The organism is Tardiphaga alba (genome assembly GCF_018279705.1).
Taxonomy (GTDB): Bacteria; Pseudomonadota; Alphaproteobacteria; order Rhizobiales; family Xanthobacteraceae; genus Tardiphaga; species Tardiphaga alba.
In genome coordinates this window covers 4,019,243-4,045,031 of sequence record NZ_CP036498.1, presented here as the reverse complement: position 1 = coordinate 4,045,031, position 25,789 = coordinate 4,019,243, and the positions used below count along the sequence as shown (strand labels likewise).

The window sequence follows — 25,789 nt, the reverse complement described above, 5'->3', positions numbered from 1 at the left end:
GCTGCTTTTAACCTGAATGGAGACAAACGAGATGAGAAGAAAGTATCTGAGCACGGGTCGACGCATCAATGAGCATCTTGAAGTTGGCAATGAGCTAAAGGCGTTCGCACTCTTTTCGAACCGACTATTGTGGATCGCTGCCGACGTACGTTTGTTTGAGAACATCGTTTCCCAAAGAGGCCGCAAACTGCGAAGGCTTCGATCTGAATTGATTGCGTTCAATTTCCTAGTGCAATCGGTGGAAGCTCGAGATGTTCGCGACTACTTCAATGACAAGCGATATGAGCTGCTGTGCGCAGGTACAGAGCTTATGAAATTTATGATCATCACCTTGTCGGGCGCCACGTGGATAGAGTTCGGAACAGAACTCTACAGGGGCCACGATCCGATACCGGCCGAACTGGATGACCTCATGGCCGCATACGAATACTTTGATGAAGAGGCGTATGCGGCAGCTGATGTTGAGGAATTGTGTGATGACGACGTAAGCGAACTAGCCAGCGTGTGAAACCCATCGGGCACCTGCTTCACACGGCCGGTGCCCGAGCCTGCTTGTTTCTTTGGATTCCCGATAGCTCGATGTTCGGCTGCATCCAGGCCGAATAGCGCTGTCGATTTGTCGCGCAGAATGATCGCGCCTGCCTGCAACGGCGAGCTCATCGCCGAGCGCTGGAATCGTGATGGCCAACTAATGTTCACCGTCACCGAGCAGGGCGCACCAAAGTACGGCGCACCTGCTGGCACCGATGATCTGATGTCGGTCATCGGTTTCCAGCGGACAGGAAGCGGCCAAGGTTATTCACCCATCGCGCTCCGCTTTTCCTTCTCCGATTGAAGGAATGGCCAGAGCTTCCAGATCGCGCGATTCCGAATGAGGCGCGCGTAAAGGAAGTGTGGGCGGGGTCTAACCATAAAAGGAGAACTATATGTCCGATAAACGAACTCCGAAAAAGCTTCTGAAGCGTGCCACGCGGGTGAAGTTAAAAGAGAAACTTCGATCATCACGCCGAGCCATGCTCGCACTCGGTTGGGGAGATCTAGATGAAGATAGAGATGAACCGAACTTTGGATCGGTGTGCTTTGTCGCAGTCGACGCACTACTAAGGGTCGAAATCGAACGCTTATCGGCAAAAGCCGTCTCGCAAATTACGACGTTTGTCGATTATCTAATGAAGGCTATCGTGGGTCGTTTCGAGGGGCCCGCGCCCCTCAGCGATCCGAAAGACCCTAAAGCATATTTGTGCTCGGCCTCGCTCTTTACATGCGCGGCAGTGCTTTCGACCGGCGGTGTCTGGAACGGCATATATGACGAGATGTCCGACGGACGCTATCCGATGGACGGCCTGCTGATTGATTGGAATGAGGACTCGCTTTACTTCTGGTGGGTTATAGGCGACGTCACGCTTGATGACATCAAGACTGCCTTAGAGATCACGTAGCTTAGTCGATACGTACTAGCGTCACGTTGAATATTACATCGGGCACCTGCTTCACGCGGCCGGTGCCCGAACCTGTTCGATCTTTGAACTTGCCGGCAAGGGTAATGTTGATTTCATCCAGACCGAATAGCGCGATGCCACCCGGCGAATGTCGTTCGGTTCGTATGGTCGCCGTGAACTGGTCCTGGTCCTGCGTATACGTGCCGAAATAGCTCAAGCCGGTATCGCCACCTGTAATCCGGCCAGCCTTCAACTCGATAACACCCATTCCTTCGGCATCATCAGTTCGGAACCATGCAGAGTAGCGTCCCTCGGGCAACATTGGTCATCCTGTCGCTGTGACGAACTGCGGCTCAATGACCGAAATCGAGAGCTGTTCCGAGACCGATCCACTAAGGCGAAGTGTTTGGCGATATTCGTCAGCCTCAGCGAACTCGTTGAATTCAAGAAGCTCTCCAGCCAGTTCGCTTAAATGCACCTTGGCGTCGGAGATAGATACGCTAAAGAATTCGCGCCTTGTGTTAATAGCGTTCACCCGGAAGGCAGCTAGCCGGTCGTGCATGGCTGATTCGATGCCGACAGCGTCCTTTGAAAAGAAAAGAGCATGAACATCGAAGTCAAACGGCACGGAAGCGTCGCCCAACTCCTTGATGCGGTCTCGGGGTTCTAGACGACGGGTCATGCCAACTTTGACGACGCTCTCTCCAAAAGATCCCACATTCGAGATGACGTACACAAAGCCTGCACGAGTGTGCGTCGCGCGGAAGTCGACGTCCTCGATGGACTTGGCGACGTCATTGAGCTGTTCACGGACCCGCTCGGCAGCCTCGACGTCGCCTTTATCTTCCAGAACTTGCAGGGCGTTCGCGAAGTGCTGACGTTCCTTTTCGAGTTTGGCGCGTTCACGTTCAATTTCCTGAAGAACCTTCCGCTCCTCTCGTAACCGCTCGCGTTCCTGCCGGTCGGCTTCCTTCTGCTCGGCTTGCTTTTGCAAATAGTCCGACGTGAGGTCGATTTCGTCGATACGAAGCTGGAGATACGCGCGCGATATTTGGATATTCATACTGGTGCCAAGGCGACGGATCGTCTCCTCAACTTTCTGCAGTCTATCAACCGCACTATCGCGCTTATAAGGTTTCAAGCCACGGATGATCGCCTCAGCTTCAGCATTGAAGGCTCTTAGCATCAGTTTGGAGGTTTCGCGCACCATGCGCTGCCCCTCAGATTTCGAGCCGTTGACTGTCCAGTCGGTCGTTGCCTGAATGGCGTGCCCATCACGTTTCACAGCTGCCTTGATGCTATCATCAAGCCGCTTCAGCGCGCTTTGATAGGCGACGACATCTTGGAGCGGATGCCGATATTCATAGATCCCGGCTTCTTGCAGCAGCGCAATCTCGTTGGTCTCAACGATTTTCGTTCGTGCGGTCAAAACTTGCTGCTTCAACTGCTCACGTTCGCTTTCGATCAACGACCGCTGTGCAGAGATCTGCTTGGTCAAGGCCTCCGTTTCGGCTTGCAGGACTAATCGGCTTTCCTGTAACTCCATCGCCGACAGGAAGCCGAGTCTGTCCATCTGAGCTTTCAGTTGCTCGTTCTCTTTCTGAATTTCCTTCGCGTCGTTGAGTAGGTTCTGCGCAATTTCACCCAACCGTCGCGTCTTCACCTTTTCCGCTTCAACCTCGTGGGCGAGTTTACTCACCTCACCGAGCAAGGCCCGCGCGTATTTGCGTGCGCCCCACCAAGGCACGTCGCCACTGGGCTCTCCCGCCGCATAATCAGCCATTGCTCGCCTCCGGCATCGCTTGGGGAATCGAGCGGCCATCGTGGCTGTTTGCAAGAGGTGCTGTGAGCATTGCGACAGCCGCTAGGCTGTTGAGCATTAGAACCAAGCCCATGCGTAAGCCTCCCCCAGTACTTTCCTCGATCATAGCCGCACCATCCCGGTTTGAAGCAAGGGCTGAGTTGAGCGCAGGGTAAATCGCTGGTGTCCTCCGTAGTGGCTGCGGTGGTTGCACGGGGACATCGACGGAAGTATCTGAATTCCCCATCAGAATAATAGGATTTTATTCTTGACAAGGCATTGGGCCACTGATATAATCCCGACAGGGCGCATTTCGCGCCCGCTAGGAGCCCCTAATGTCCCGTCGAAACTGTCCTCAACGGCCGCGCCCTATAGGCGCTTTCCGCCACCGCAGTGCCGCACGCCCGATCAATCGATTTCAAAAGGCCCCTTCCGGGGTCTTATTTATTGGAAGGGCTTGAACCCATGGTGACCGCGAAGAAAGTCAACGCCAAGGGGAAACCCTCGAAGCCAAAATCCAAACTTACCGCGAATAAGGCCGCGTCAAAAAAATCGAAGCCCGTTAAGGCAATTGCCAATCAAATCGAGGCCGACCCCGCTTCCGATGTCGAGGCTACCAGTCCGATGCCAGTCATCGAACCACCGAAGCCGATCTCTGTGGAGCCATGGTCCGAGCTAACCATTGGTCACATCGTGGCAGCGTTCGATAAACGAGGTGCCGGATATTTTCCGGCCATGATCGTTGCGATGAGCGATGGCAAGCTCACCATGCGATGGCACAAGTACGACGAGGACACAGCCAAGTTCACGCGCAAGGTTGAGCAAGTCGCGCTCCTTCATCCATCGGTGAAATCGTGATGGAGGTTGTAACAGCCATGGCAAAGCCATTCAGCGAGAACACATCCCGCCCAGTAACGATCCGAGAATTCAACGATCAATTACGGCGCCGGCTGCCTTTAGCTCAGCCCGGCAGTCGCGTGCTCCTCACGGCTGGTGTGCAGCGACTGCGTGAGCACGAGTTGACCGCATTGATTATGGCGATCCGCGATTTCTCCGATTTCACGGCCGACAACGATCCGCATGGTGAGCACGACTTCGGAGCAGTCGAGCAGAATGGCGAGCGCTTCTTTTGGAAGATCGACGCCTACGACCGCCAAATGGAGTTTGGCTCACCTGATCCGCTTGACCCGTCAGTAACGATGCGCGTTTTGACAATTTTACGAGCCGATGAGTGGTGAACGAGGAACGGGTATGAAAAAGCGCTATTGGATTATTGGCGGATTGGCCGCGCTTGGCCTCGTCGCAGTCATCGCAGGTCGTTCTACAACCTCGAACCTGTGCTCCAAAACGAAAACCGTGGCGGAGTTGCATCGAGTGTTCACGAGCAAGCTATCTAGGTTGGGAGGCAAGCTGCTCGACGACTTCGCAGTCCACGGCAAGCGGGGTAACGACCTCATTTGCTCGGTCAGCTTTGCGTTGGCTGCAGCCAAGGGGAACCCAGAAGAGGTCATCGGAAGCGCTCCGACTACTCCAGCGGAAATGGAGACTTACACTTGGGCCATGGCGATGCTGCCGAACGTGATGGTGGCCGCTGCAACATCACCGGGAAAGCCGTTGGTACAGCGTTTGACCTATCAAGTCGCTGAAACGGCCTCTGGAAGTATAGCGGTCCGGATACTCGACTTCCCGGGCGCCAAAAACTTGCGATGAGCCCCGTCACCGGCCAGGGTGGCCCTCCACCCTGGCCCTGGCGGTAATTAGGTAGGATTTTATGATTTCCTATGGTTGCCGACAGCCAGGGTGGGGTGGGCAATAATGGTGCCTTGCCGATGGCATTGGATAGGCCCGCAAACCGACAGGGCGAGTCGCTGGCAAGGGGAGGGGGCTATAGGGCTACTACCCCACGTGCGAGCAGGGGCGCGACTGTAGGGCCGCCATTTGAGCATACGCTAGGTCGCCAAATGCCGGGATGGTTCCATGATACCGCTAAGGCGATAATAGTTTTTATAAAAAGCTTTTAGATGGAGCGAGATGTTTGGCGCATCTCGCTGTGATCTCAGGTAGCCAGATTTAAACGCAAGCAGGGCGCCACTTTTAGCCATACAAAAAAACGCAGCAGAATTCGAGGCGCTGCCGCTTCTGGCAAAGCCGACATTCTTCTGAAATGCGGATATACGGTGTGAGCCGAGCAGTTGCGGCAACGACGTACTCGCACTTCATCCGGCTTGCGGCGTCTTTTCCTTGGTCACAGTATCCCTCGGCGGAAGGACGCAGCGCAGCTGCGGCTCAGGCGCTCCCGGTTGTCGTGGAGACACTCCGAGACACGCCTGGTGTCCGGAATGGCATCGAAGCACAAGGTGACTGCGTCGCGAGTGCATGCACGTCTTTGCTCGGCGGTTCCTTGCGGATATGCGGCCGTCGCCACCGACAGTGCAGATATGGAGCATACGGCGAGCAGGCGCATCGTGTCTCCTCCGATCAACGTAGAAGTTGCACCAAGAAGGCCAGCGCGGTCGTCGAGGCCACAGTCGCTGCTATGCCGATGCAAAGAGCCACGAGCACAGCGCCTGCTCCCCGTCTCGCACGTCCATCATCTTGCTGGTGACGCCAGTGCTGTCCCATCGTTGATCACCGTTTGCGGCTCCAAAACGGTTCGATGCGCTGCGCATTGCGGATGAATATTGTCATCACCACAACACCCAGACACATCAACACCGCCTGCAAGATGTATGTCGCGTTGTCGCTCAGCCCGAGCAGGATGCCAAATGCCCAGCCGCCGGCGAACGCCGCCCCGAAAACCTCGGCGCCGATGAGGATCGCCGCGGAGATGACGGTGAGGATACTCGGCCAGTGTATTGTATTTGGCTTGTTGTTGCCGGACATCGTTGCTCCAATCGCCGACTGGCTATCCCTGTTCGCCTAGAAAACAAAGGGCCTTCGGCGCGTCATTTTGACCGTAGACCTGCCTCAAATGTGAGTTGCAGTCACGTCGGCCGCGTTGGCGTATTACTGATGGCAAGCACGGCTACGCCGACCATCCCTGCAGCGAGCGATCCGAGGAGGACGCCGACTTTGACTTCGTTCTGTAGGAGCTCGTCATCCGGGAACGCCAGCAATCCGATGAAGAGGCTCATCGTGAAACCGATGCCGCAGAGCAAAGAAACTCCATAGACCTGAGGCCAGCTCGCGCCCGCCGGGGGCCGTGCCAGCTTTAACGCAACCACTCCCCAACTTGCGAGGAACACACCGATCTGCTTGCCGAAGAACAAGCCCGCCGCAATGCCAAGCGTGACCGGCGCCATCAGTACCGATGCTGTCATGCCTGCAAAAGACACACCTGCGTTTGCGAAACCGAAGATCGGAACCACAAGGTAAGCGACCCATGGTTGAAGGGCGTGTTCGAGAACGATGAGCGGCCGGTGATCTTCGCCGCCCTCTGTCTTGCGCGGCAGCGGGATCGCAAAGGCGAGCAGCACGCCGGCTAAGGTCGCGTGAACGCCGGATTTGAGCGTAAAGAACCACAAGAAGACACCTAGGATCAGATAGAGCCAGAGCGACTGCCGCCCGATCAGTTGAAAGGCGAAAAGCATTACGACAATAGCGCCGGCAGCCATCAGCCAGCTCATCTGCAAGTTGTCCGTATAGACCAGCGCAATAATCGTAATCGCGCCCAAGTCGTCGAGTATGGCAAGGGCTGTAAGGAATATCTTGAGCGAGACTGGGACACGTTTGCCCAGTATCGCAATCGCACCGAGCGCGAATGCAATGTCTGTCGCCGTGGGTATCGCCCATCCTCTCGCGGTAGGAGCAGAAATGCCGTTGATGAAAAGATAGACGAGTGCTGGAACAAGCATGCCGCCAAGCGCAGCGACACCCGGCAAGATCCGGTCTTCCCACTTCGCCAATTGGCCTTCCAAAAGCTCGCGCTTGATCTCCAGGCCTACCAGCAGAAAAAAAACTGCCATGAGCCCATCGTTGATCCAGTGCAGAGCGGATAGCCCCGCGATCTTCACATGGAGAGCATCGAAATACAGAGGCGCCAGCCGCGAGTTGGCGACAAGCAAGGCGACGGCTGCGGCTAACATCAAAACGATGCCGCCAGCGGCCTCATTGGCAAGCAGAGCGCGTAGCGCCGAGGTCGGACCGGAACGGAGTAAAGTCATGCGGCTGGGTCGCATGCACCTGCTGTTTGGACAACCCTAATCAGTGTGGCTCATTGTCACTTTTGCAACTTCAGCGGAAGCTGATCCCCGTGACAATCTGGACGAAGATCAGCAAGAAACTGCCAACGCTGAGTATTCCAAAAAAACGCTGCATGCCATCACCTCTGTAAGCTGTTACCTCCATGTTTATGGTTAATGCTCTGTAAATTGTTGGACGAACGCGTCAGCATGACGCGATCGCAAAGCCGCAGGTATCGGCCGCTTCTGTGAGCCAGCGTTGGAAAGCGCGCCCCGCATCGCCCGCAAATTCAGTGAGGGGCCGCCTAGAAAGGTAGCGCGTTCAATCCGCATGAGGGCGAGGCTGTGGTTGTCGGGCGGCTTATGTCTCCGACTGAACAGGAATTTCTCCGAAGTTTTCGCCAATCGGTAAGGGTGCAGTTCGGATCAAACGAGAATCTTCAACCGCAGCTTGGCGGTGCTTCACCGCTTCGCGGTATACCGGATCCCTAAGCATCTGAACAAAGGCATCGACGCTTGGGTATTCGGAATGAAACAGTGGTCCCAGCGTTCATGCGCAGGTCCGATGAGCATCAGCTCGAATCGACCTTGCCAAATTATTCGCCCGCCCAGGCGCCGAAAGACGGGGCCACTTTCTTCGCCGTAACGCGCGTAGGCTTCCGCGCCGGTCGCTGTGCGTAAATCCGGATACTTGGCTTCAGGTAGCAGCCGCACCAAGTTCAACATCTGTATCGCGCCAGGCCGATCATTCTTGCGAAAGAGCGAAAATGTTTCCTTAGTCGGATCAACGAAACCTTGAGTCATTTTTACCTCCAGTGATTTTGTAATGCAGAGAAACACAAACGATCCCTGGCGAGAACGACTTTTGGATCCTTGGGAGCGCATAGCCAAGGTGCAGCGAATTCACTGGTCACGCGTTTGGGTTTGCGTCATTTCGTGAAGGCAATAGGCGCAAAGCCGACATTCATGAGCTTGGCAGTCCTGCTTTTCAGAATGTGACATTTGGCATGACGAGTTCGCCTCGGCGCAATACGTGGTCTATAGGAGTTGCAGCGATTGGCTTCGCATCACACCGGTTGTCAGATTAGATCTCGGGGTATTCAATGAGACTGAAACTGGATTGGATCGCCAGGGACGTTGCAAATCAGCTTTGGTTCACCGTCGGACTTTATTGCTTGCTCGGCGTCACAGCCGCCCTCAGTGCGCTTTTTCTCGATCGCCTCATTCCTGACGCCGTGTCGAGCCGCGTGGGCGCCGACGCCGTCGATCGCATTCTCGGCATTATTGCAGCCAGTATGCTCGCTGTCGCGACATTCTCCATCTCTACGATGGTTCAGGCCTTTGCTTCGGCGGCCACGGGAGCGACACCGCGCGCGGCCCAACTGGTAGTCGAAGACAGGACGGCTCAGCGCGCCCTTGCTACCTTTATCGGCGCTTTTGTATTCAGTTTGGTCGGATTGATCGCGCTGTCTACAGGCGCTTATGGCTCAAGCGGGCGATTGATCTTGTTCGCAGCCACTGTCGTCGTCGTTGTACTGATCGTTGTGATGCTGCTGCGCTGGATCCATCGTTTGTCGCGACTCGGGCGGCTTGGTGAAACCATAGATCAGGTCGAGCGAGCGGTGAACAAGGCGATTGATGATCGTCGCCAAAACCCTTGTCTCGGCGGCAGGCGGGCTCCATTGCTGGAGCCGCCCGGAACGCCCGTCGTCTCTCGGAAGATTGGATATGTCCGGCGGATCGATATGGGTGGGCTCTCACGCATTGCAGAACGCGGCCAATTCGACATCTGCGTCACGGCGCTTCCAGGAACCTTTGCGACATTGGACCGCAGGCTTGCGGTCATGGTCGCGTGTCACGACGACGAGATCGCACGGGAGGTCGCCAATTGTTTCCAGATTGGCGACCAGCGATCATACGAACAGGACCCACGCTTCGGGTTGATCGTTCTGTCGGAGGTGGCGTCGCGGGCGCTGTCACCGGCAGTCAATGATCCCGGCACTGCTATAGACGTCATAGGGACGATGGTGCGCGTACTTTCGAACTGGACGGATGGAGCTGATTGTCCGCGCGATGAGATCAAGTATCCGAGGATATTTGTGCCAGCCGTGGCAGCGCGTGATTTGCTTGACGACGCTGTCGCCCCGATTGCCAGGGATGGTGCCGGACTGGTGGAGGTGGGTATGCGTCTGCAGAAGGCGATGCAGGCATTGGCGAATCTTGGCAACGCAGAGATGACCGAAGCCGCGACGGCGCATGCGGAACTGGCTCTTGCTCGTGCCAGACAAGCCCTCAGCTTTGCTCCCGACATCCAAAGGTTGAGCAGCGCTTCGACCAGGGACACGTAACGGCACCATCGTCTCGAAGTCAGGAGATCAACGCTGTAGGCGCAAAGCCATTCTTTGGCCAAGGGCACAATTGGTTCCGCGTACGTCGCGATGAATCAGGGACATACATGCACCGCAATAGTTCGCGCATCAAAGCTTACTGTTGAAAGAAGGGCGGTTGCATGAGTGCTGGAAGGAATTGAAAGCGGCATCTTGCCAACGATTGATCACCGAGGGCGACATGGCCGTCGGACGGATATTCCGGCGGCCATGTAGATCGATAGGCTTACTTCGGATATTTGAACTCAGGCGCGTTCTTCAGGGTGTCCTTATTTGTATCCATGGTGGCGGTCCACTTCTCCGCCTTCGCATCGTACATCATCTTCACCGAATCCGGAGCCACGGCGACATAGCGCTCTCCTACCCAAGGAAGCCGCCAACAGACAGAATCAAGGCGCTGATCTCCTTGCCCTTAAAGGCAATGTCGCTGATTTCGCCAATCGTCTCCTTTTGATTGTTCATGACGTTGAGCCCCTTGAGCTTCGACGTGAACATCTCGTCCTTTGTGACCGTGGCAAACTTGGCGGCAGTAGCTGCCGGGGCGGCTGGTGTCGTCGTCGCAGTCTGTGCGAGAGCGGGAGATGCGAGCAGGGCCAGCGATGCAGCGGTCAAAAGCAGTTTATTCATAGTCTTCTCCATTTCGATCCAGAAGGTAGGATCGATGGTTTGGCAACCGACCGCCTGGCTTATCGTTCCTCGCGGCCTTGTCAGGATTTTCCGCAATTGATTTTCTCGCCGATGTAGCCCTGTTACGGTGGAATGAATTGCATAGAGGCGTCATGCGAAAGTTTCAGTCGCCGTGGACACCGGACGAAATTGCCAAGCTGATCGAACTCGCCGATAGCGGGGCGACCCTGATACGAGCCGCAGCTATCCTCAACAGACCGCAGATCTCGGTGCGACGACAAGCAGCGGTGCTGGGCAGGTTTTTGCCGAGCGCGACGAAGGCTCTTTCAGGTGCCGACGTCGTCAGTGCTATGCAGACGTTTGGCAAGGACGATTAGCGACGCCCGGGAAGCGTCAGACCGCGCTGCATATCAGCGAGATCAGCCTGTACCATCTCCCCGTGAGAAGCAGAGAGCGAGCCGACGCAGGTGAATGTGAAGAATTTGATAGTTAGATCGGCAATTGTCGTGATGTTTGGTTCGGTATTCATAGTCGAAGCCGAAGCTGATCCGGCGCGTTCCCGGGGACCGGTCAAGCTACGCGCAGCACCGGACGCGAGCTTTGCAGTGATCGACGTCATTCCGGGAGGAGCACGTGTCGATACACGATACTGCATCAGCAATCGCTGGTGCAGGGTCATATGGCGTGGGAGTATTGGCTGGGTGGAATATCGGCAACTTCGACTGCTCAGCAGGAAATCTTGAGTTGGTTCGCGGCAGCGGTCGTGTCCGCCATCGAGCGAACGCAGCCATCAATGTGCAATGACTGTTGGCACCTCCACGTGGGATAAGATCGAGCGTGTCACGCCGCCGAAAACCAGTTGCTTGAGCCGGTTATGGCTGTAAGCGCCGATCGCAATCAGGTCACATTGCAGGTCATGCGCAGTTTTTCGTAATACGGTAGCGATAGGCAGGCCGGCTGATTGTCTCTGCTCGACACTGACATTGGCCCCATGACGACAGAGATACTGTGCGACGTCTGCCCCCGGTTGTTCACCATATGAGGCATTGTCATGAGCATCGACAACTGTAACGGTGACAGACTTGGCCGCTTTGAGAAGCGGCAACGTGTCTGTGATAGCTCTGCGTGCCTCTCGACTGGCGTTCCATGCGATCATGATGTTCTGTGCAACCGGCGCGGTCCGATGCCAGTCGTCTGGGACGATTAAGAAGGGCACGCCGGTCTTGACCAGCATTGCGTCGGGCGAAGACGCATGGGGCAAGCCGTCCGGTCGGGAGTGGCCGACAATGACAAGATCGGCATGTAATGCGTGAAGTCTCGCGATCTGATCCGCCTCCATCTCACGAATAGCGCGAAACTCATGACTAAGGCCCGTTGGCCTGAGCAACTCATCGAAAGCGCGTTTCGACGTTTCGTGAGTGGCGCCTTCCTGCGCGCTGTGGCGCTCAACCATCTCCTCAACGGCAGAAGTCCCTCGCGTGTAATCAATCGCTCCGTTGGTTCGCGTCCAGAGCGGCGGCGATACGGAAATGCCGATGAGATGTGCTTCGTGCTGCTCTGCCAGATTGAGCGCATATGTCATCCGCGCATTCATTCCGGAGGTTGCGTCGAGAAATACGATGAGAGATTTGATCGACATAAACGGTTCCTCAAAGGCCGAACGCCGATCTCTTGCTGAGCGGAAATCGGCGCTGAAAGGTCCGGGTCCTTCCATATTTGCGCGAACGATGCGTCAGTGCGCAGCAACGGCTGCCACGATCTGGACAGCCCCGATCGCCAGCAACGAGGCAATGATGGCAGGATATATCAGGGTAAGGCCGCTCCGCGTCATGAAGAAAGGACTTTGTCCGTACCGGTTCGGCAGGCCGCTATAGGCGAGCGCAGCGCCTGACATCATGAGTAGTAGTCCCAGCAACAGCGGATTGTGCATCTGTCCCTCGATCGGCGTCTTCAGCATTCGGGACCAGGTTGATGCTTCAAGAGGCTGACCACCAGTCAGGCGGCGCGAGGGGATGTCAGGATTTTCCTGACATCCCCGGCCGGCTCAGGTGAGTACTGGCTATGGGCACGGATGCCGGTTGCCATCGTATCCCAGATAGGTGCCAGAGCCCGGATCGTACGACTTGTAGCGGTTCATGCAGTAAGCCTCGTCGTTGGCCGCTCGCGCGTTGCTGTTTGCAATCGCTCCACCAATGATCGCTCCTGCAGCAAGGCCGCCGAGAGCCGGTCCCCATCCCGGGCCCCGATTATAATAACCGTGGCGCCACCCACGATGCCCATGATGCCATCCACGCCCCTCCAGCGGATATCGACGACGTTGTCGTTCCGGTCCGCGTGTGCAGCCTGTGCCAGAAGGGGCGCGGCTGACGCTGGCCCGGCACTTGGGAAGGCGCTTGAGGCGGCCAGCAAAGTGGCTGCGAGTACCAAGGTTAATCTCATGCCGTTATCTCCTGTCTGTGTGCCGATTGACGCGACGACAAACCCCGGAGACATCAAGAGTTTCAGATAAAGCCGGTACGCTGGCGTACACTATGTTGCGTTGGCTATTCGCTCAGGTTGTCCAGCCATCTATGAGCAATCCCGTATCGGACGATTTCCGCCCGCGTGCGCAAGCCAAGTTTCTCCAGGGCGCGCGCCTTGTGAGTCTCTACGGTCTTGACGCTGATCTCCAGACGGCCTCCGATCTCCTTGTTGCTAAGTCCTTGAGATATCAACTGAAGAACTTCGGTCTCGCGCTGGCTTAGCTCCGCCGCCGCAATCTTACCAAGACCGCCGCTGTCGCCGGGTAGATCAGGGATCGCTTTGCCTGCGATTGCTGGATCGAGATAGACGCCGCCACCGTCGATGGCACGGATGGCACGGATCAGCTCGTCTGCAGCAGAGCGCTTGAGGAGATATCCCTTAGCTCCGGCCTTGAGCAGCGGCTGGACATAGGCACGATCTTCGTGAACGGTAAGTGCGAGCAATTTGACGCTCGGCACTTTTTCCGCAACTTGCTTTGCTAATTCAAGGCCGTTGATCTCTGGCAACGATATGTCGATGACCGCGATGTCGGGCTTGCGGTCGCTGATGAGCTGGATCGCTTCGGTTCCTGTTGTCGCTTCGCCCACGACATCAATATCGCTGACATTATCCAAGAGAGCCTTGATCCCTGCCAATACCACCGGATGATCATCGGCCAGAGTGATTCGGATGACGCTCATGTCGGACCTGCTGCAGTGATAAGCGAAATTACGATGAATATGGTCGTTCCCGCGTTTGGCTCGGATTCGATGGTCATGGTCCCCGAAATCAGGCTCAAACGTTCGTGCATTCCCGAAAGACCGAGCCTCACCGGCATAGGTTGACCTGCAGGCTCGGAGGGGATGGGATTGAACCCAATCCCGTCATCCTCGACGATGATCCGCAGTTCTGTCGCCCGCCTGTCGATCAAGAGGCTGACGTTCTTGGCCCTCGCATGCTTGAGGATATTGGTCAACGCCTCCTGAACCACCCGGTAGACGACAATCTCGATGTCGGATGGCACTCTGGAGACCTCACCAGAGATCTGTAGATCGAGCACGATGTCGAAACGTGTGCTCCATTCCGCAGCAAGCGCACGCAAGGCGTCATACAAGCCGAGATCATCGAGCGCAGTTGGTCTCAGATCTGCCGCAACGCGATGGATGTCGCGGCCAATGTCGTTGGCGAGTTCCCGCAACCAAGCGATGCGGTCATATCCGGGCTTGCCGTCACCTGTTTCGATCGACTGCTCAAGGTTCTTGAGCCCGAGAAGCAGTCCTGTCACGCTCTGGCCGATCTGATCATGTAGTTCACGCGCGATTCGGCGACGTTCGTTTTCCTCTGCCTGGGCCAGCCTCAACAGCAGTTGCTGGCGTTCAGCTTCAGCTCTTTTCCCCGCATCAATATCGATGATGACGCCGAGGACGGTTCGCGTGGTGTCGATCTGCGATGGTCGCCCTGTAGCGCGACGCCATTGGAGTTCGCCGCCAGCCGAGACTGTTCGAAACTCGACATCGACCAATCCGTCCGCAAAGCATTGGTCAAATGCATCGGCGACGATAGCTCGATCGGCGGGCGCAACACCTTTCAGAAATGCTTCCCGACTGTAGCGTCGATCGCTACCGAGCTGCGGAGCGTCGGGCAGATTAAGTAGATCTCGCGATCGCGTGGAGGCCACCACGTGACTACCTTGCGTGTTCCAATTGAACACGCCCATCGCGGCGGTGTCGATGGCCAGTCGTCGCCGCTCTTCGCTCAGACCGAGCTCAAGCGCCGCTTTGGCCTCCTGATCAAGTCTCCTTTGGGCGATATCACGGCCTGTTAGCCAGGCAAGTATGACGGCAAGACAGAGACTAACGGTTCCACCTGCAGCAAGCAGGTATCCTGATCGCTTCACCGGCGCATTTAACGCGTCGGATGGGATACCGAAATGGACTGACCAACCACCGGTGCCGGGCAAGGTGCGATAGATCGTATCTACCTCGATCCCCTCCAGCGAGTGGCCTACATATGAGCCTTCCGGGGCGCGCTCGATTGCGGCTCGGACTGAAGGGCTCGCAGCGCTCCCGAGTTCAAAATGCTTGGCCATTGTGCGCGCGACGATGTTGCCTTTGGCGTCCACGACTTCGCCAACCCATCCCTTCGGCGCTCCCGCGCTGCGCAGGATCTGACTGACAGCGTCCGGCACGAGCGCAACGGTAAGAACGTAGTTGACCTTGCCACCACGCTCCACAGGAGCACGGAGCGCGATAAGTCGCTTTCCTGAAATCGGTCCCAGCGGCCCGATCCCACCGATGGCAGCCTTTTTTGTTTCCATGACCTTGTCGAAATTGTCGCGATCGGCGGTCGCACCAAGTTCCGAGCCCATGGGTCTGAGGAGGTTCAGTACCTGGCTGCCATCGCGGTCCACAAGCTCGATGGTCTCCCACAACGGACGAGCGTCCTTGAGACGCTTGGCCTCACGGTAGAACATGGGAAGGTCCGGTTGGTCGAGTGAAGCGGATGCTGCGAGTGTTTCGGCGACCTCGATCTGCGTCACGAGTTCCGAAGAGACCCGCGTCACAACACGATCGAGCGTATCGAAGGCTGCGTTCAGCGACGCCGTGCGCTCCTCACGGGCGCTGAGAAATATCACCCAGCCCCCAAACACCAGCAATGGAATTGCTGCCGCCATGACGAGTAGAATCAATGAGTGGCGAGCAACGTGTGAGTGAGAGGCCATGATGTCCCTTTGATCGGCCCGACGACGTTAACGATGCGCTTCGGATAATCAATTCGCGCTGTGATCGGTGTCACCGCACGCGATTGTCAGGATTTCCCCGACCCGGAGGCACGCTGCGCCTGACTGGTAGGCATCATTTCGGCGCTTAGGTTCATGTTTTGAAGGCTTAGAACAGAATCTTTGCCTTGAAGCGAAGGAATCTGATGCTCGCTTTGGATGATGCACGTCACCGCAAGCCGAATGTCGCGCGCGAGAGCGTGCCGGCGTTCTGTAACAACCAACTCGTCGCACGTCTTTCGGGGGCCTGTCGGGCGGCCATCTTGCGTCACGCGGAACCGACACCGCTGGAGACACGTCAGATGCTTCAGGAGCGGAATGTTCAGTTGCAGAATGTTTATCTGATCGAGAGCGGCATGGCTTCGATGGTGGCCAAGGCCGATGAGGGGCGCTCGACAGTGGAGGTCCAGACTCTGGGTGTCCACGATTTTGTTGGCTTGCCACTATTGCACGGTGTCGAAGCGTCTCCTCACCGATGTATTGTGCGGGCTGCCGGAATGGCGCTTCGCATCGATGCAAGGACATTTAGGGAAATTCTTTTGGCGCAGCCGGAGTTTCAAAAGCTCCTGCTACGTTATTCACATGAGGTGGCCGTGCATGCATCGCAACTGATCGCATGCAATACAAAGCATAACCTGCGACAGCGTCTCGCCCGCTGGCTCCTCGTCGCGAGCTCCCGATTGGGAGCAGATCGTATCGACATCACTCATGACGGATTAAGCCGAGCAATTGCAGTCCGACGCGCAGGTGTCACCACTGAGATGGGTCGTATGGAGCAGGTCGGCCTCATTCGGCGAAGTAGGGGCGCCATACTTATTGAGAATCGCAAGGGACTTGAAGCGACCTCTTGCGCTTGCCATCGGCTGCTGAGAGCCGGAAGCTCAAACTTAATTAGCTCTACTCAGGCGCAAAGTCGGTGTGATGCACTTCGTACTGTTGAAACTTCGCAGGTTAAGCGCAGGTCGTCCCTGCTGATCGAGCCTCCTCAGCTGCACTCATGAGTAATGCAAAGCGAAACACGGCCGCTAAGACCCTCGCTTCGATGACGATGGAAACGTCTCGCGAGGCGGGTAACGACAATCGCATCAACGTACATGATCTCCGAATGAGCAACAGGCAGGAGAGCAACCGCGACGCAGTCGTAGTGGTGCTCGCAATTCTAACACTGATCACATTGTTACCGTTCTTGCTGATCTGAGCGTGAAGCGATGAGGAGGGAGTATGAAACGGACTGAAGGGACTTGGGATAGTGCCACCAAGATCAGGGCAACTATCGACGCAATGGTCGAGGAGGCGGCGCGTCGGACCGCAAGCGCTGCATTCAGGATGATTGAGCGATGCCGCCAAGTAGCGAGGCAGGCAGCCGGCGGAACATTATGCGTCAACAGGCGTCGCCAACCGTCTTCGCGCCGGGGGCGAGTACCCATCAATCGTCAAAAATCCATGCTCCGCTGATCCCGGCTCGCGCATTCAGAATCTCTAAGCCTTTGGATCACCCATGAATCTTTCGCGGCTCGTTGTAATCGCGGTCCTTCTGCTTGTATCGCCATCGCCCTTTGGGTTGGATGGCAGGGTTTCTCCAGCCGCTGCCGCGCCGGGCGAATCCCAAGCCGCACCTACAACCTCGGCTAAGGAAGCGGTCTCTCCAAAACGAGACGAAGATCTTCCGACAGTTCCAGCGCCGGTGTTTCCCGATGCTCAAGGCAAGTTGAATTCCTGGAAGGAGGCATTGGACACGGCGGAGCAGGCGCTCCGATTTCGCGTGATTTCCGAGACAACGCTCGATGACCTGCGCGATCGCGCTGGTCTCGTTCAAGCAGGTGTCCGCGAACTCATCGGTGAAATGACGCCAAAACTTGACGAAGTCACGCAACGCGCTGCGGAACTGGCGCCGAGCGCAGCGGATACGGCATCGCAGTCCGATGACATCAAGCTGGAGCGCGCCAAGCTTTTGGCGGAGAAAGTGGCGCAACAAGGAATCGTTCAACAGGCCAGACTGCTGAACGTGCGCGCGCAGCAAGTTTCTGACGCCATCTCGGACCGTCGCCGCGCAATTTTCACGGACTCAGTTACAGAACGCTCGCCCAGCGTTCTGAACCCTTCATTCTGGCTGGACCTTGCCGCGACCGTTCCCGACTCCGTCTCGCAACTGCGCGAGCTTGTGTCACGCTGGGTCAACAGTCTCGCGTCGCAGCCGTTGCGTGCTTTCTCGGGCGTTGCGATCGCGGCTCTTGTTGTCTTGGGATTCTTTCTTCCGCCCGGCCGCCGTTGGCAGTCGCGCTGGACGTCGCGCGACCCGCAAGTCGCCACTCTGCCGGAATTGCGCAAGGCAGGCAGTGCGGCGGCGATTGTTTTCGTTGGCACTGTGATCCCCGGTGTCGCGCTACTTGTGCTTTATCACGCCTTGATCGCGCTCGGCGTGCTGCCACTCGATGTTGCCGGAATCGTCCGCGCACTTTTCGTGGGAACGACATTTGCGGCATTTTTCTCCAGCCTTGCGACCGCTGTGCTGGCACCGGGACGTCCATCATGGCGATTGATCGAAATCGAAGATGCCGTCGCCGAGGGAGTCGTGCCGTTGGCCGTCTTGCTCGGTTTTGCCGCGGCCGCCGGCGTGCTCATCGACGCGACCAATCGAACGATCGCGGCACCGACCGCGCTGTTGACCTTTAGTCAGGCCAGCATCGCTTTGATCAAGGCCTTCCTGTTTATCGCGGTGTTGCGTGCATTTGCGCCGGCCACGACCGATGAGGATGAAACGGCCGCTGCGGATCTTCGCGGTCGCTCGGCGTGGCGGCTACTCATTCCGCTCGGATGGCTGGCGGCCGTGGCCACGGTCCTCGCCGCCATGAGCGGATATGTGGCCTTTGCGCGCTTCGTGACCGGGGAAATGACGATCATCTGCGCGGTGCTGATGAGCCTGATCCTGCTGAGCCAGCTCAGTGACGCGCTCGTCAGCGCAACCTTCGCCTTCCAGGGGCGGACAGGACGGTTTCTCCGGCAGACTGCCGGTCTGGGCAATGCGGCGGTCCGTCAAATCGCTACGCTGATCAGCGGATTGCTGCAACTGGCCCTGATCGGCATGGCCGCGTTCGCGGTGCTGGCCACATGGGGCATCAACTCCGATGATGTTCTCGGCTCCGTCTCTTCGGCTTTCTTCGGCTTCTCGATCGGGCAATTCACCATCTCGCCTTCGGCCATTCTCGGCGCCATCGTCGTTCTGATCGTTGGCATGGCAGCGACAAGGGCGTTGCAACGATGGCTCGATGGCCGCTTCCTTCCCGAAACCAATCTGGATCTCGGCGTCCGCAGTTCGATCCGCACCGGCGTCGGCTATCTCGGCATCATCCTGGCTGTGATTGTCGCGCTGTCATATGTCGGCCTCAACCTGCAGAACATCGCGATCGTCGCGGGCGCGCTGTCTGTCGGCATCGGCTTCGGTCTGCAGTCCATCATCAACAACTTCGTCTCGGGATTGATCTTGTTGGTCGAGCGACCCATCAAGGTTGGGGACCGGATCGAGGTTGGTGCCCGTATGGGCGTCGTCAAACGCATTAATGTCCGCGCCACCGAGATCGCGACCTACGACAATGTTTCGGTCATCGTGCCAAATGCTGATCTCATCAGCGGCCAGGTCGTCAACTGGATGCACGGCAGCTATTCCGCCCGCCTGTCGGTCATGGTTGGCACCGCATATGACACGGACCCCGATCAGGTCATCGCCATCCTGCTCGATATCGTCGGCCAACACGAGCGGGCACTGAAGACGCCCGAGCCTTTCGCAATTCTTGGCAATTTTGGCGCGGATGCGCTGGAATTCACCGTGTTCTTCCATGTCGGCAATATCAGCACCGATGCGGGCGTCGCCAATGACGTCCGGTTGGAGATACTGAGACGATTCAGGCGCGAAGGCATCGAGATCCCGTTAGCGCAGCGCGATCTCCGACTGCGCGACCTCGATCGGATCGAGGCGATCTTTCATCAGGCGGGAAAACCTGACTCCAAGAGCGAGGGGGCGAGTGGATAGATTCGTAGACCATCAACACATTCTGCAGCCGCCCGATCGGTTTGAGGTGCGTCGTCAGGCTGATTGCTGGAAAATATGGGACAAGGAAGGCGACACGATCGTGCCGGTTATCCAAGGGCAGGGCGATGCCATCCTGCGAGGAGAGGCTCAGTTGATTTGTGACTGGCTGAACCGGACCTGCTGCGATTTTGCCAGCAACGCAGCATGAACTCGCAGCCGACGCATCCTTCCGAGGTGAAGCAACATAGATCGACGTTCGGTGCGATGTATCAGCGCATGCATGCCAAACCTCGCAGCAATCACCGATCCTTCCAACGAGAGAGAAGTTATCTCATTGGTCAGTATGTTGACTTCGCCTTGGATCGCATGATCTGATTTCGAAAAATAAACATGTCTCGCTCGACGAGAAATTCAGGAGGACGCCTCGATGCCCGAACATGGCAAGACGATCAACCGACGTAACCTTGTGGGGGGATCGCTGGCAGCGGCAGCGGCATTGACATTGCCTGCGATTGTAAGCTCGGCCAACGCTCAGGAGAAAGTGTCCTGGAAGGTACAGGCGCATTGGCCAAAGGCGTCGGGGTCTTACAACGACAGTCTCGTCGTGTTGCAGAAGGAGCTTGAGCAGCGAACCGGCGGCCGCTTCAAGCTTGAATTGTTCGGTGCCGGCGAGATCGCCAAGGATCGCGAGATCTACAATATCGTGCGCCGCGGGGTCGTGCCGATGGGGACGATCTCACCCGGCTATGTGCTCGGCGAGGCGCAGGCGATGGGCCTGTATTACGGCGTCCCGGGTGCGCTGCGCGAGAGCTGGGAAATGATGCATGTCACCAAAAATCTCGGCATCGAGAAGATGGTGAATGACGAGCTGCAGCCGAAAGGTGTGATGATGCTCGGGGACAAGGCTTATCCGACAGAGATCGTGTTGAAGAAAAAGATCACGTCGGTCGCGGATCTTGGCTCGTTAAAGGTTCGTTCCGCGGGGACGATGCTTGAATATCTTGCCGCAGCAGGAATGGCGCCGCAGCAAGTCGCCGGGCCCGAGATCTATCAGGCAATGTCGACGGGGGTGGTCGATGGTGCCCATTGGGGCGCTGCGGTTGGTGCGTTGTCGATGAAGTTCTGGGAAGTCGCGCCATTTCACATGAAGCCTGCACTGGGCTTCACGAACGACGTCTATGTCTTCAATCTGGCGGCGCTGAACAAGCTTCCCGCCGATCTTCGGCTCATCCTGACGTCCCTCGTTGAGGAGCGCTATTACCGGCGGACGATCGAATACCTACAGCAGGAAGCCGTGGCCCTGAGCACGGGCCGGGCAAAGATGAATGTCGAGGTCGTCCGTTTTCCCGATGACGTTCTGAAGAAACTTTCCGAAGCCTCCAAGGTCATCATGCAGAAAGAGATCGACAAGGGGCCCATCGCGGCAGCAGGCGCCGAAGCGATGAACAAGCTGAGGGGCGACCTCGGCTACGTCTGACGACGGACCTGTCGATGACATCACCGCGAGCATACATGGCTGCGCGCAGGGGAGGCGGGTTCGATCCGCATCCCCGCTGCCGCTCAAGAGGTTCGGATGACGAGATGCTGAAACTGGCCAGAGCTGTGACATCGCTGAATGCGGTGATCGGACGGGTTGCCTCATGGCTGATCGTGCCGATGTTCGTCCTTCTGCTCGCCGATGTCGTCATGCGCTATGTGGTGGGTCGGGCCGCGATCTGGACGGCGGAATTTGCCCAGCTCATTTTCGGCGTCTATGCTGTCATCGCGGGCGGCTATCTGTTGGTTGAACGCGCGCATGTCAATGTCGACATCATCTATGGCCGCTTTAATCGCGTGAAGAAGGCTATCGTCGATCTCGCGACATCGTTTCTGTTCTACATTTTCATGGGCGTGCTGATCTATCAGGGTATCGATATGGCCTGGGAATCGGCGGCGCAGCTAGAGACGTCGTCGAGTATCTGGGATCCTTATATCTGGCCTGTAAAGATCATCATTCCGGTCGCCGGCATCCTCCTGCTTCTGCAGGGGATCGTGCGAACAGTATCGGACATCCGCACTGTGAAAGGGGTGGAGAACGATCCGGTCACGTTCGGCAAGCAGGCCTCCGACGATCCCACTCATTGAACGAACGGACCCATCGTGTCAGTCGAGCTTCTCACACTGCTGTTCTTCGGCTCTCTGCTATTCTTCCTTTTTGTCGGAACTCCGCTCGTCTTCACCCTGGGCGGCATCTCCTGCATCTTCCTGTATTTCACGATGGGGCCGGTCGGCTTCTATATCGTAGCGTCCAAGTTCTGGGACTCGATGATGAGTTTCACGCTCATCGCCATCCCGATGTATGTTTTCATGGCGATGCTGCTGGAGAAATCCGGCGTCGCCAATAATCTGTACCGGATGATGCATGTCTGGTTCGGCGGCTTTCGCGGCGGCCTTGCCATCGGGACCGTCGCGATCTGCGCGGTGTTCGCCGCGATGAGCGGCATCAGCGGCGCCGCTGTGGTCACCATGGGCACAATCGCGCTGCCGCGAATGCTTGAGCGCGGCTATGACAAGCGCCTTGCGGTGGGTGCGATCAATTGCGGCGGTGGCTGGGGCATCCTCATTCCGCCGTCGATCCTGATGGTGCTCTATGCCATGCTCACCGAGGTCTCGGTCGGGCGCCTCTTCGCATCAGGCATCGGCCCTGGAATTCTGCTGTTCGCGCTGGTGTCGATTTATATCGGGGTCCGCGCCTGGCTTCAGCCATCGCTTGCGCCGGCGCTGCCGGTAGAGGAGCGGGGCGACTGGCGCCTGAAGCTGGAGTCGCTAAAGGCTGTATTCCTGCCGCTCTTCATCGTGTTTCTTGTACTCGGCGCCATCTTCGGCGGGTTCGCGACGCCGACCGAAGCGGCTGCGCTCGGCGTGTTCGGTGCGCTGGTAGCCTCTGCGGTCCATCGCAAACTGACGGTCGCCGTGCTAAGCGACGCCGCAATCCAGACGCTGCGGCTCACTGCCCTGGTGATGTGGATACTGTTCGCGGCGCATGCCTTTTCGACGGCCTATACGACCCTCGGAGCCAATGAGTTGATGAACCACCTGATGACCCTGGTGCCGGGCGGCAAATGGGGGGCGCTGGCATTCATGCTCGTCGTGCTGCTGATCCTCGGAATGGTGCTCGACCCGGTCGGCATTATGCTGATCACGCTGCCGGTGTTCCTCCCGGTCGTTCAGTCCTATGGATTTGATGCGATCTGGTTCGGCGTGATTTTCATCATCATGATGGAAATCGGGTACATGACGCCGCCATTCGGGTTCAACCTGTTCTATCTAAAGAGCGTTGCACCGCCGGAAGTCACCATGAGCGACATCTATTGGTCGGTCATTCCATATGTGCTCGTGACGATGCTCGGCGTCCTCATCATCATCTTGTATCCAGACATCGCGCTGTATTTCCCGAACCTGTTCTTTGGTCCGGTAAAGTAGCGTCCCTTCACGAATTCGAGCAAACGGATTGGGGAAAGCGGCAGGTTAGCTGAGTATTGCTCAATCGGGAGGCGTCCCATCATCCATTGTGGCATTACCTGAGAGTCCCGCTGCGGCGCGTCGGGCTTTCCGAAATGGTTTTGAACGACCGAAAGCCGCACTTGCCGCCTAAAGAATGAGGTGGGGCCGCTCTTGGCGGATTGTGTGGAAGAAGTCAGCCAGTTGGCCATCGGCCCGTGCGCAAGTGAGCGGCGTGCAGGTATCTGTCCCAGTTCAGATGTGCATCGGATCCGCTGGCGGGATCAGTTTTGCCAGCTTTCGAAGGTTCTGGGCAGTGGCCGCGCGTACTGATGCGTTGCTGTCGCGACGCGAAACCGGAAAGACCGCCGCAGTCGGCTCCTTGATATATCATTCCACTTACTGGGATGAGCTCCGGGCGGCATTGAGGCGGTCTACCTACCTGAGGCAAAATGGCCTTTCAAACGACGAACTGGAGAAGATCGCATGCGCGCTATCGAGCTTTCGTATCCTTGGGGATCGAACAACTTGAACATAGTCGAGCGGCCAGACCCGAAGCCTGCTCATGGCGAAATCGTTGTCCGGATGCGGGCGATCTCGCTGAACTTCCGAGACACGGTCATCATCGCGAAGGGTGGCTATTCGGCGGGCGGGAAGGATGCGCCGCCGGTTGTTCCTTTTTCCGACGGTTGCGGCATCGTCGAGGCTGTCGGCGCAGGCGTGACGCGGGTCGCGGTTGGTGATCGCGTCTCGACCCTGTTCTTTCCCAACTGGGACGGAGGCCCACCGACGCCCGCTAAGCGCGAGGGGCCACTGGGGTCTCCAGGCGCTGAAGGAGCGGGACGCGACTTAGCGCTCTTTCCGGAAATCGCTGTATCCAAGGTGCCTGATTATCTGTCCGATCAGGAAGTTGCCACGTTGCCATGTGCAGCGCTCACCGCATGGCGGGCAATGTTTGTCGATGCGCGCCTCGAGCCAGGGGATACCGTCGTGCTTCAAGGAACCGGAGGCGTCTCGATCTTCGGTCTGCAGTTCGCTCGCGCGGCGGGGCTGCGCACAATCGTCACCTCGTCGTCTGACGAGAAGCTGGCTCGGGCAGAGCAACTCGGCGCGAGCCACGTGGTGAACTACAAACGCACGCCCGAATGGCACAAGGCCGTTCGCGATTTCACAAACGGTCGCGGGGCGGACTTTGTCATGGAGGTGGGCGGCGCGGGAACACTGAGCGAGAGCTTGAAGTCGGTCCGTCTCGCCGGCCACATTGCCGTAATCGGTGTGCTGACGGATGCGACGGCACCGCCCGCGAAGTTATCGGCGTCAGTAATGATCGGAACTTCCGCACGAGTGCAGGGCCTCTCTGTCGGGTCCCGGGAAATGTTCGAGGCCATGTGCCGCGCTTTGGCCCTTCATCAGATTCGTCCCGTGATCGATCGCGTCATGCCGTGGACAGAGGCGAGAAGAGCGATCGAGGAAATGGAGAACGGAAGTCATTTCGGCAAGATCGTCTTGTCATTTGACGCGTGATCCAGGCCTCCAAGCGCTCATTAGACCTGGAGCCCGAAACGTCCATTGATGGTGCAAAGTGGGCCTTGGCGCGCGTTTGCCTCCTTTTGGGGGCGAGGGCGGGCATTAGGCGCCTCGCTGCCTGCTCCATAAATCAACAAAAATGACACGCAGCCGAGCCACAAACATTTCAAAGGATTGACTGTGTCATATATCCGTGTCATAATTCGACATGAAAATCGGTTACGCGCGAGTTAGCACCACAGGCCAATCATCGGATAATCAGGCCGTTCAGTTGAAGGCTGCGGGTTGCGGTCGGGTTGTTCAGGAAACAGCAAGTGGCGCTAAGTCGGACCGGCAAGCGCTGGCGAAGCTTTTGTCATCGCTCGGGCAGGGCGACGTCCTCGTCGTCACACGCCTTGACCGGCTAGCCCGCTCAACAATCGACTTACTCACCATTTTAAAAGCCATCGCCGACCGTGGCGCATCGTTTCTGTCCCTGGCTGAGCAATGGGCAGACACGACCACTCCAGCCGGCCGGCTAATGTTAACGGTGATTGGCGGCCTCGCCGAATTCGAACGTGAGCTAATCAAAGCTCGCACGACCGAGGGAAGAGATCGTGCGAAGGCACGTGGTGTGCGAATGGGGCGAAAACATAAGCTTACAGCTCACCAGCAGCGCGAAGTTCGCGATCGGAAGGCGCAGGGCGAGTCCGTTCGAGAGATTGCTCGCACCTACAATGTATCGCCTAACACGATCAGCCGCGTGAAATAGCTGCGCTAGTCGAGAGTTTCTGGACCGACCAAATTCTCTATCGTCTTTGAGATTGAAAACACTCAACAATCGCTCCGGGCAACGGTGCGTAACGATGGCTAAAAGTGCTGAAAAATCAGCCCGGTCATTTAACGCGCCGTTGCAGTCTCGTTGCACCCGTATCATCAAGCCCTGTGTCTTGCCTCCGCAGCATCTGAGAACGCCGTAGAAGCGGCGGGCGGCGGCGGTGGCAAGGTTCGCCAGAACGGGCGGCTAAACCCCTTTGTCGGTTGCCCTCCGACTCCTGAT

General features: G+C 57.3%; 27 protein-coding genes and 1 pseudogene. 17 read left to right on the top strand and 11 right to left on the bottom strand.

Features of this window, described 5'->3' with window-relative positions; translation table 11 throughout:
- Positions 1-31 precede the first annotated feature (31 nt).
- The 3 genes from RPMA_RS19350 to RPMA_RS19340 all read left to right on the top strand — a co-directional run bounded on the left by RPMA_RS19350 (position 32) and on the right by RPMA_RS19340 (position 1,439).
- Entirely contained in the window at positions 32-508 is a 477-nt protein-coding gene (locus tag RPMA_RS19350) for a hypothetical protein (RefSeq protein ID WP_211909298.1), read from the top strand.
- Between the two features lie 120 nt (positions 509-628).
- A complete protein-coding gene (locus tag RPMA_RS19345) occupies positions 629-835 on the top strand; it encodes a hypothetical protein (protein WP_211909297.1) in 207 nt (68 codons plus the stop codon).
- Positions 836-926: 91 nt separating this feature from the next.
- Positions 927-1,439, top strand: a complete 513-nt coding sequence (locus RPMA_RS19340; protein WP_211909296.1) for a hypothetical protein — start codon at positions 927-929, stop codon at positions 1,437-1,439.
- A gap of 1 nt (position 1,440) precedes the next feature.
- On the opposite strand, the gene RPMA_RS19335 is transcribed toward RPMA_RS19340, so the two are convergent.
- Complete coding sequence (locus RPMA_RS19335; protein ID WP_211909295.1) at positions 1,441-1,761, bottom strand: hypothetical protein; 321 nt, start codon at positions 1,759-1,761, stop codon at positions 1,441-1,443.
- 3 nt (positions 1,762-1,764) lie between these two features.
- Positions 1,765-3,222: a DUF4041 domain-containing protein gene (locus RPMA_RS19330; protein ID WP_211909294.1), complete on the bottom strand. Its 1,458-nt coding sequence runs from the start codon at positions 3,220-3,222 to the stop codon at positions 1,765-1,767.
- Between the two features lie 483 nt (positions 3,223-3,705).
- Between RPMA_RS19330 and RPMA_RS19325 the strand changes: the two genes are divergently transcribed.
- The 3 genes from RPMA_RS19325 to RPMA_RS19315 are packed head-to-tail and all read left to right on the top strand — an operon-like array spanning position 3,706 to position 4,950.
- Positions 3,706-4,098 (top strand): hypothetical protein, encoded by a 393-nt coding sequence (locus RPMA_RS19325; protein WP_211909293.1) that lies wholly within the window; start codon positions 3,706-3,708, stop codon positions 4,096-4,098.
- Between the two features lie 17 nt (positions 4,099-4,115).
- Positions 4,116-4,478 (top strand): DUF3768 domain-containing protein, encoded by a 363-nt coding sequence (locus RPMA_RS19320; RefSeq protein ID WP_211909292.1) that lies wholly within the window; start codon positions 4,116-4,118, stop codon positions 4,476-4,478.
- A 13-nt stretch (positions 4,479-4,491) separates the two neighbouring features.
- The gene (locus RPMA_RS19315; RefSeq protein ID WP_211909291.1) at positions 4,492-4,950 is read left to right on the top strand and encodes a hypothetical protein; all 459 of its coding nucleotides are present in this window, start codon (positions 4,492-4,494) and stop codon (positions 4,948-4,950) included.
- Between the two features lie 918 nt (positions 4,951-5,868).
- Here RPMA_RS19315 and RPMA_RS19310 read toward each other — a convergent pair.
- From RPMA_RS19310 to RPMA_RS19300, 3 genes and pseudogenes are all read right to left on the bottom strand, one after another.
- Positions 5,869-6,123: a hypothetical protein gene (locus RPMA_RS19310; protein WP_211909290.1), complete on the bottom strand. Its 255-nt coding sequence runs from the start codon at positions 6,121-6,123 to the stop codon at positions 5,869-5,871.
- Between the two features lie 101 nt (positions 6,124-6,224).
- Positions 6,225-7,403: a Na+/H+ antiporter NhaA gene (gene nhaA / locus RPMA_RS19305; protein ID WP_211909289.1), complete on the bottom strand. Its 1,179-nt coding sequence runs from the start codon at positions 7,401-7,403 to the stop codon at positions 6,225-6,227.
- Between the two features lie 379 nt (positions 7,404-7,782).
- Positions 7,783-8,225: pseudogene (locus tag RPMA_RS19300) on the bottom strand (DUF1330 domain-containing protein).
- 299 nt (positions 8,226-8,524) lie between these two features.
- Here RPMA_RS19300 and RPMA_RS19295 point away from each other — a divergent pair.
- The gene (locus RPMA_RS19295; RefSeq protein WP_211909288.1) at positions 8,525-9,769 is read left to right on the top strand and encodes a DUF2254 domain-containing protein; all 1,245 of its coding nucleotides are present in this window, start codon (positions 8,525-8,527) and stop codon (positions 9,767-9,769) included.
- 399 nt (positions 9,770-10,168) lie between these two features.
- Here RPMA_RS19295 and RPMA_RS19290 read toward each other — a convergent pair whose 3' ends face one another.
- The gene (locus RPMA_RS19290) at positions 10,169-10,435 is read right to left on the bottom strand and encodes a PRC-barrel domain-containing protein (protein ID WP_249225302.1); all 267 of its coding nucleotides are present in this window, start codon (positions 10,433-10,435) and stop codon (positions 10,169-10,171) included.
- 152 nt (positions 10,436-10,587) lie between these two features.
- On the opposite strand from RPMA_RS19290, the gene RPMA_RS19285 reads away from it, so the two are divergent.
- Both RPMA_RS19285 and RPMA_RS28590 read left to right on the top strand, forming a co-directional pair.
- Positions 10,588-10,812, top strand: coding sequence for a hypothetical protein (locus tag RPMA_RS19285; protein ID WP_211909287.1), 225 nt, complete (start codon positions 10,588-10,590; stop codon positions 10,810-10,812).
- A 132-nt stretch (positions 10,813-10,944) separates the two neighbouring features.
- Positions 10,945-11,178, top strand: coding sequence for an SH3 domain-containing protein (locus tag RPMA_RS28590; protein ID WP_408056556.1), 234 nt, complete (start codon positions 10,945-10,947; stop codon positions 11,176-11,178).
- 47 nt (positions 11,179-11,225) lie between these two features.
- Here RPMA_RS28590 and RPMA_RS19275 read toward each other — a convergent pair whose 3' ends face one another.
- From RPMA_RS19275 to RPMA_RS19255, 5 genes are all read right to left on the bottom strand, one after another.
- On the bottom strand, positions 11,226-12,074 hold the full coding sequence (locus tag RPMA_RS19275) for a universal stress protein (protein WP_211909285.1): 849 nt from the start codon (positions 12,072-12,074) through the stop codon (positions 11,226-11,228).
- Positions 12,075-12,167: 93 nt separating this feature from the next.
- Entirely contained in the window at positions 12,168-12,392 is a 225-nt protein-coding gene (locus tag RPMA_RS19270) for a hypothetical protein (protein ID WP_211909284.1), read from the bottom strand.
- Positions 12,393-12,494: 102 nt separating this feature from the next.
- Positions 12,495-12,572 (bottom strand): BA14K family protein, encoded by a 78-nt coding sequence (locus RPMA_RS28585; protein WP_398464510.1) that lies wholly within the window; start codon positions 12,570-12,572, stop codon positions 12,495-12,497.
- A gap of 406 nt (positions 12,573-12,978) precedes the next feature.
- Positions 12,979-13,638: a response regulator transcription factor gene (locus RPMA_RS19260; RefSeq protein WP_211909283.1), complete on the bottom strand. Its 660-nt coding sequence runs from the start codon at positions 13,636-13,638 to the stop codon at positions 12,979-12,981.
- Positions 13,635-15,611 carry a sensor histidine kinase gene (locus tag RPMA_RS19255; RefSeq protein ID WP_249225301.1) on the bottom strand — a complete coding sequence of 659 codons (1,977 nt, stop codon included), beginning with the start codon at positions 15,609-15,611 and terminating at the stop codon, positions 13,635-13,637. Before RPMA_RS19255 ends, RPMA_RS19260 begins: the two co-directional genes overlap by 4 nt.
- 251 nt (positions 15,612-15,862) lie before the next feature.
- Here RPMA_RS19255 and RPMA_RS19250 point away from each other — a divergent pair, with 251 nt between their 5' ends.
- The 8 genes from RPMA_RS19250 (at position 15,863) to RPMA_RS19215 (ending at position 25,501) form a co-directional block, all read left to right on the top strand.
- On the top strand, positions 15,863-16,717 hold the full coding sequence (locus tag RPMA_RS19250; protein WP_211909281.1) for a Crp/Fnr family transcriptional regulator: 855 nt from the start codon (positions 15,863-15,865) through the stop codon (positions 16,715-16,717).
- A 761-nt stretch (positions 16,718-17,478) separates the two neighbouring features.
- The gene (locus RPMA_RS19245; protein ID WP_249225300.1) at positions 17,479-19,743 is read left to right on the top strand and encodes a DUF3772 domain-containing protein; all 2,265 of its coding nucleotides are present in this window, start codon (positions 17,479-17,481) and stop codon (positions 19,741-19,743) included.
- Entirely contained in the window at positions 19,736-19,951 is a 216-nt protein-coding gene (locus tag RPMA_RS19240; RefSeq protein ID WP_211909279.1) for a hypothetical protein, read from the top strand. The genes RPMA_RS19245 and RPMA_RS19240 overlap by 8 nt, the downstream gene beginning before the upstream one ends.
- Before the next feature lie 219 nt (positions 19,952-20,170).
- Positions 20,171-21,220 carry a TRAP transporter substrate-binding protein DctP gene (gene dctP / locus RPMA_RS19235; protein WP_211909278.1) on the top strand — a complete coding sequence of 350 codons (1,050 nt, stop codon included), beginning with the start codon at positions 20,171-20,173 and terminating at the stop codon, positions 21,218-21,220.
- Positions 21,221-21,324: 104 nt separating this feature from the next.
- A complete protein-coding gene (locus tag RPMA_RS19230; RefSeq protein ID WP_211909277.1) occupies positions 21,325-21,867 on the top strand; it encodes a TRAP transporter small permease subunit in 543 nt (180 codons plus the stop codon).
- A gap of 15 nt (positions 21,868-21,882) precedes the next feature.
- Positions 21,883-23,205 carry a TRAP transporter large permease gene (locus RPMA_RS19225; RefSeq protein WP_211909276.1) on the top strand — a complete coding sequence of 441 codons (1,323 nt, stop codon included), beginning with the start codon at positions 21,883-21,885 and terminating at the stop codon, positions 23,203-23,205.
- A 504-nt stretch (positions 23,206-23,709) separates the two neighbouring features.
- Positions 23,710-24,747 carry a zinc-dependent alcohol dehydrogenase family protein gene (locus RPMA_RS19220; protein WP_211909275.1) on the top strand — a complete coding sequence of 346 codons (1,038 nt, stop codon included), beginning with the start codon at positions 23,710-23,712 and terminating at the stop codon, positions 24,745-24,747.
- Between the two features lie 211 nt (positions 24,748-24,958).
- On the top strand, positions 24,959-25,501 hold the full coding sequence (locus RPMA_RS19215) for a recombinase family protein (RefSeq protein WP_211909274.1): 543 nt from the start codon (positions 24,959-24,961) through the stop codon (positions 25,499-25,501).
- Positions 25,502-25,789: the final 288 nt, after the last annotated feature.